Genomic DNA, 4,909 nt, shown 5'->3' with positions numbered 1-4,909 from the left:
TTAAATTCACTATATTTTTTGAAATAAGGCAAATATTCAATGTAAAGTATGAAAAAAATAGGGGGATTATATGAGTTATTTGGTTTGTCATTTTGAAAAATATAAATCAGCAAATGTATTTGGAATTCAAAAACATAATCAGAGAGAGAATGAGAATTATAGTAATAAGGATGTAGATAAAGCGAAAACGCCTCTAAATTACGATTTAATTAATCAAAGCAATATAAACTACCTTAGAAAAATAAAAAGGCTTATAGAGGCTAATAGAGCCTCACAGAGGGCAATAAGAAAAGATGCTGTTGTTTATTGTGAATGTATTATATCTTCAGATAGCAGTTTTTTTGAAAATTTATCCTTAAGTAAACAAAAAGCTTTCTTTGAAGAAAGCTTAAATTATATAAAAAATAAAGTTGGAGAAAAGAATATTATTTCTGCAACAGTACACCTTGATGAAACAACTCCTCATATGCACTTAGGATTTGTGCCATTAATAGAAAATTCTTTATCAGCAAAGAAATTAATTAACAGGCAATTCCTGAAAGAAGTTCAGGATCAGTTACCGAATGTATTAAAAAATAAAGGATTTGATATAGAAAGAGGAACGGAAGGAAGTAAGACAAAACATAAAGAAACTAAAGAGTTTAAGGTTAAGTTAGAAAAAGATGTTAAAAGATTAGAAAAGCAATTAGATGACCTAACTAATAAAGTTAATGAGAAAACTTTAGAATTTGATAAAATGACTAAAACATTAGATGAAAATAGTCTTGTTATGTATCAGATAGAAAAAATGAAATCAGAGCCAGTTTTGTTTTCAAACAAAGTCAAAATAAATAAAGATGACTTTGAAAAATTAAAAGATAGTGCTTTAAAAGCATATTCCCAACATAGCTTATATGCAACAGTTCTTAAGCAATTAGAGGAATTAAAAAAAGATAGGGACCGTTATAAAAATGAGCTGAAAGAAAATGAAAAAAAGAGATATTATGAATATGCAAAATTGAAATCTGAACTTGATAAGTTGAAGGAAAGTAATAAAGAAATTATAGATAAAAAAGAATTTGAAAACATAATGTTAAAATCAGCAATTTTAAAGAGAGATAAATTTATAGAAAAAGTAGGTTTGGAAAAATCATTTGATAAATTTATTGAAAAAGAAAATAAAAAAGACTTTGAAAAAATAGTTCTAAAAAATTCAAAAAATAAATCTAAAATTTATGATTTAGAAATATAAAAAATGGGGTGTTTTTACCCCATTTTTTTACTCAATTTTTTGTTAAAAAAATTGAGTTTCTTCCTTCTTGATACTATAGGTAACTATTTCGATTTAATAAAAACACCCTAGAGCCGTTGAAAACTCTAGGGTTAAATGAAAAAAACTTGCTTTTTTTTGTATACTAATTTATAATTTTTAGTGTTCAGATAAAAACAATAAATTAAATACCTTTGGAGCAAGATTTATTTCATGTGATGATATTCTGTTTCACTAATAAATTGTTCCTTTGGTGAAAGGAATATTTACTATGGATAATAATATCAAAAATCATGAAAAAAATCAACAAGCAAATAATGACATATTAAGAAAGTGTACTGATAAGAAACTAAAAAACCCAAAATTCAGTAATTACATAGAACCATTAATATCAAAGAAAATGTTAACTTTAATAAATGACTGTGGGAGTTTTTTAGAATTCTTAGCAGATTGTGAGATGGAGAATAAGAAATTGAATAAGGGAAGTTTCTGTAAAAATAGATTTTGCCCTATGTGCAGTTGGAGAATAGCTTGTAAAGATAGTCTTGAAATAAGTATTCTTATGGAGCATTTGAGAAAAGAAGAAGATAAGGAATTTATATTCTTAACATTAACAACTCCAAATGTTAAAGCTGAAGATTTAGAGCAAGAAATAAAAAGATATAATAAAGCCTTTAAGAAACTTATGGAACGTAAGGAAGTTAAAGCTATAGTTAAAGGTTACATAAGAAAATTAGAGGTAACATATCAAAAAGAGAAATATATAACCAAAGAGCTTTGGAAAATAAAGAAGGATTATTACTTAAAAAGGGGATTGTTAATAGGTGATTTAGAGCCTAATTATGATACTTATAATCCTCATTTTCATGCAGTTATAGCGGTTGATAAAAGTTACTTTAAATCAAGAAATTATATATCTCGTGAAAGATGGCTTAAATTATGGCAACTATCAACTGGAGATGATTTAATAACTCAAGTTGATGTAAGAAAGGCAACTATAGGAGATTATAAAGAGGTTTATGAGTTAGCTAAGTATTCAGCTAAAGATAGTGATTATCTAATGTCTAAACCAGTATTTGAAACATTCTATAAGGCATTAAAGGGAAAGCAAGTGTTGGTCTTTGGTGGATTATTTAAAGATGCTCATAAGATGTACAAGCTAGGTGAATTAGATGTTTATAAAAAGCATAATGAAATAGAGTATGTGTACAAGCTTTATTTTAATTGGTTTAAGAAAGAATATGAGAATACAAGAGTTATTGAATTAACTGAAGATGAGAAGAAAAAAATAAATAAGAAATTAATAGATGAGATAGAAGTAGAATAGAATATTCGTCTATCTCATCTATATTTTTATTGAAAAAATGTTATAAAAAAGTGAATATTGCTCCGATAACAAACATAATTAAACTACTCTCTTATTTTATCGAGTTTAAATTTTTTCAATATATAGAAGCCAATAAAAGAACCTAATACATTTAAAATAATATCATTTATGTCTGTTATTCTTGTGTTTTCAGATATAGAAAGTATGTATTCAATGAGCTGTATTGTTTCTATAGAACAAGATATTATAAGCGAAGTTATAAGCATTGATTTTAGGTTTTTTAATTCTTTAAAAATATATGGAGTTATTAATCCAAATGGTAGAAATAATAATATATTTCCTAATATATTTTTTAGCATTAAAAAAATAGATCCATTATCTATTAATGGAATTATTGGAGTTAAATTTATTGGTAGATATTCAAGATTTAATTTGTATGATTCATGTGATATAACATCCATTGAAATTGGTAATAGTGTTACTCTAATTAATAAAATTATATATATAGCAAAGCAATTTATTATAATTTCATTTTTAAATTCAATTTTTTTACAAGTTATTTTTAAGAAAATAAACCTTAGAAATAACCATAGTAAGATTAAAAATACCATAAAATCCTCCTTTTGACAAAAAATGTTGAAATGGTTTTTATTATATAATAATATAAAATTAAGATACTTTAGAAATTATTTCAAGTATATTTTTATTTTATTAAGGGGGATTTCAAAATGAAAAAAGTAAAATTTAACAAGATTATTTGTTTATTTTTATGTTTGTTTTTAACTTTTTTTATGACGCCACAAAATGCTTATGCAGATTCAGGAACAGAAATGAATGCAACTATTGATGCATTTCATGGACGCGGTTATGTTAATGGAGGTCTGAAATATGATTTAACTCCTGGAAATGTTAGTTTAGTATTTCATGATACTGAAAAGCTTATAAATGGAACGTATGTTGAAATAAGTGGATTGAAAATTAAAGTAACGTTAAAAGATTCATCGGGAAGAAGTTGGGGAACTGTAACTCAAAATCCTAGTGAAAATTCTGTTTATAGGTTTAAAATTGAGAATTCTGGAAAATATAAATTGACTGTTGAAATTTTAAATGGAAGTGGACGATATAGATTGAGGGCAGTAATGCATGATCATTATTATTAGAATTGTTAAGATTCTTCATCTTGTTTGAATAAAAAAAAGCTTTTAATAAATAGGTTATTGATGTGTACACAGAGAAGGAGAAGAGCTCCTTCTCTTTTTTATTTGTGTCTACAAAGAAATGACAATTTTTTAAGTGTTATTGTGTTAGTGTTGAATGTAGCAACAAATAAAAATGGGAGATGATTTTGTGGCTACAGAAGTAGTAAAAGAAGAAGTTATAAGGGTTAGAATAGATAAGGAACTAAAAGAAAGATTTAGAGAAATATGTGACAACAAAAACATTACTATGAGTAAATTTATAATTAATGTTATTGAAAATGAAGTAGAGAGATATGAGTTTAATCTCAAAAAAGAGAAGTTAATTGAAAAGAGAATTGAAGAAACAGAAAAGAGATTACAAAAACTAAAAGAAAAATTAAATGTGTAACAATAGGTGTTACAGTAGGGGTAACATATGGTGTTACAAAAATAAAGTACTATGTGGTTATGTAACACCCTTTAAAGTGGCAATAGTAGTGGTAATAATACTGGTAATTAAAGTGGTAATAAATATTGATTATATCGGCATTAAATTACCATATGTGAGTGTAATTAGATAAATACTTTGTAATGATTTTATTCCCATAAAGCTAATGGGGTATATATTTAATATATAAATATATACCTGGAGAATATAGAGAAGAAATTGAAATGCAATCAAGGTGGAGATTTTAAAAAATTTTATGAGTGCTGCAACGCAGATCCGAAATAAAAATTTTTAAAATACTACCTTGATGGAATGGAAATGTGAATACTGGAGCAACGAAGTTGCACTCCCTAAAAGGAGGGCAACTTCTTGGCATACGCCGAGTACCGTCGGAGACATATAAAAATTTTGGTCGAACTTTTTTAAAAGGTCGTGGGTGAGGCGATAGCCGAGGGCAAAGCCCTTAAACCTCGTAGAGCGAACTATTTACGAAGTAAAGTATAGTGAGTTATACTTTACATGGAAGATTTGCCGTATAAAAGAGTGTTTTGACCCATGAAAAACCCATTAATATACACTGATTATACATTCAAAAATACACTAATCATACACTTAAATTCACTATATTTTTTGAAATAAGGCAAATATTCAATGTAAAGTATGAAAAAAATAGGGGGATTATATGAGTTATTTGGTTTGTCATTTTG

5 protein-coding genes are annotated in these 4,909 nt (G+C 26.3%); 4 read left to right on the top strand and 1 reads right to left on the bottom strand.

Annotation, left to right across the window (positions count from 1 at the left end; translation table 11 throughout):
- The first annotated feature begins 70 nt into the window (after positions 1–70).
- Positions 71–1,231, top strand: a complete 1,161-nt coding sequence (mobV, locus tag G594_RS0114455; RefSeq protein ID WP_027099221.1) for a MobV family relaxase — start codon at positions 71–73, stop codon at positions 1,229–1,231.
- 289 nt (positions 1,232–1,520) lie between these two features.
- Complete coding sequence (locus tag G594_RS0114450) at positions 1,521–2,576, top strand: protein rep (RefSeq protein ID WP_051196034.1); 1,056 nt, start codon at positions 1,521–1,523, stop codon at positions 2,574–2,576.
- An 83-nt stretch (positions 2,577–2,659) separates the two neighbouring features.
- Here the strand turns inward: G594_RS0114450 and G594_RS0114445 are convergent, their stop codons facing one another.
- A complete protein-coding gene (locus G594_RS0114445) occupies positions 2,660–3,187 on the bottom strand; it encodes a VanZ family protein (protein WP_027099219.1) in 528 nt (175 codons plus the stop codon).
- Between the two features lie 117 nt (positions 3,188–3,304).
- Between G594_RS0114445 and G594_RS0114440 the strand changes: the two genes are divergently transcribed.
- Complete coding sequence (locus G594_RS0114440; RefSeq protein ID WP_027099218.1) at positions 3,305–3,736, top strand: hypothetical protein; 432 nt, start codon at positions 3,305–3,307, stop codon at positions 3,734–3,736.
- A 187-nt stretch (positions 3,737–3,923) separates the two neighbouring features.
- Complete coding sequence (locus tag G594_RS19075; RefSeq protein ID WP_051196033.1) at positions 3,924–4,163, top strand: hypothetical protein; 240 nt, start codon at positions 3,924–3,926, stop codon at positions 4,161–4,163.
- Positions 4,164–4,909: the final 746 nt, after the last annotated feature.

It is taken from the genome of Clostridium paraputrificum AGR2156, from assembly GCF_000424025.1.
GTDB classification, from domain to species: domain Bacteria; phylum Bacillota; class Clostridia; order Clostridiales; family Clostridiaceae; genus Clostridium; species Clostridium paraputrificum.
This window is presented reverse-complemented; position numbering and strand designations above follow the sequence as displayed.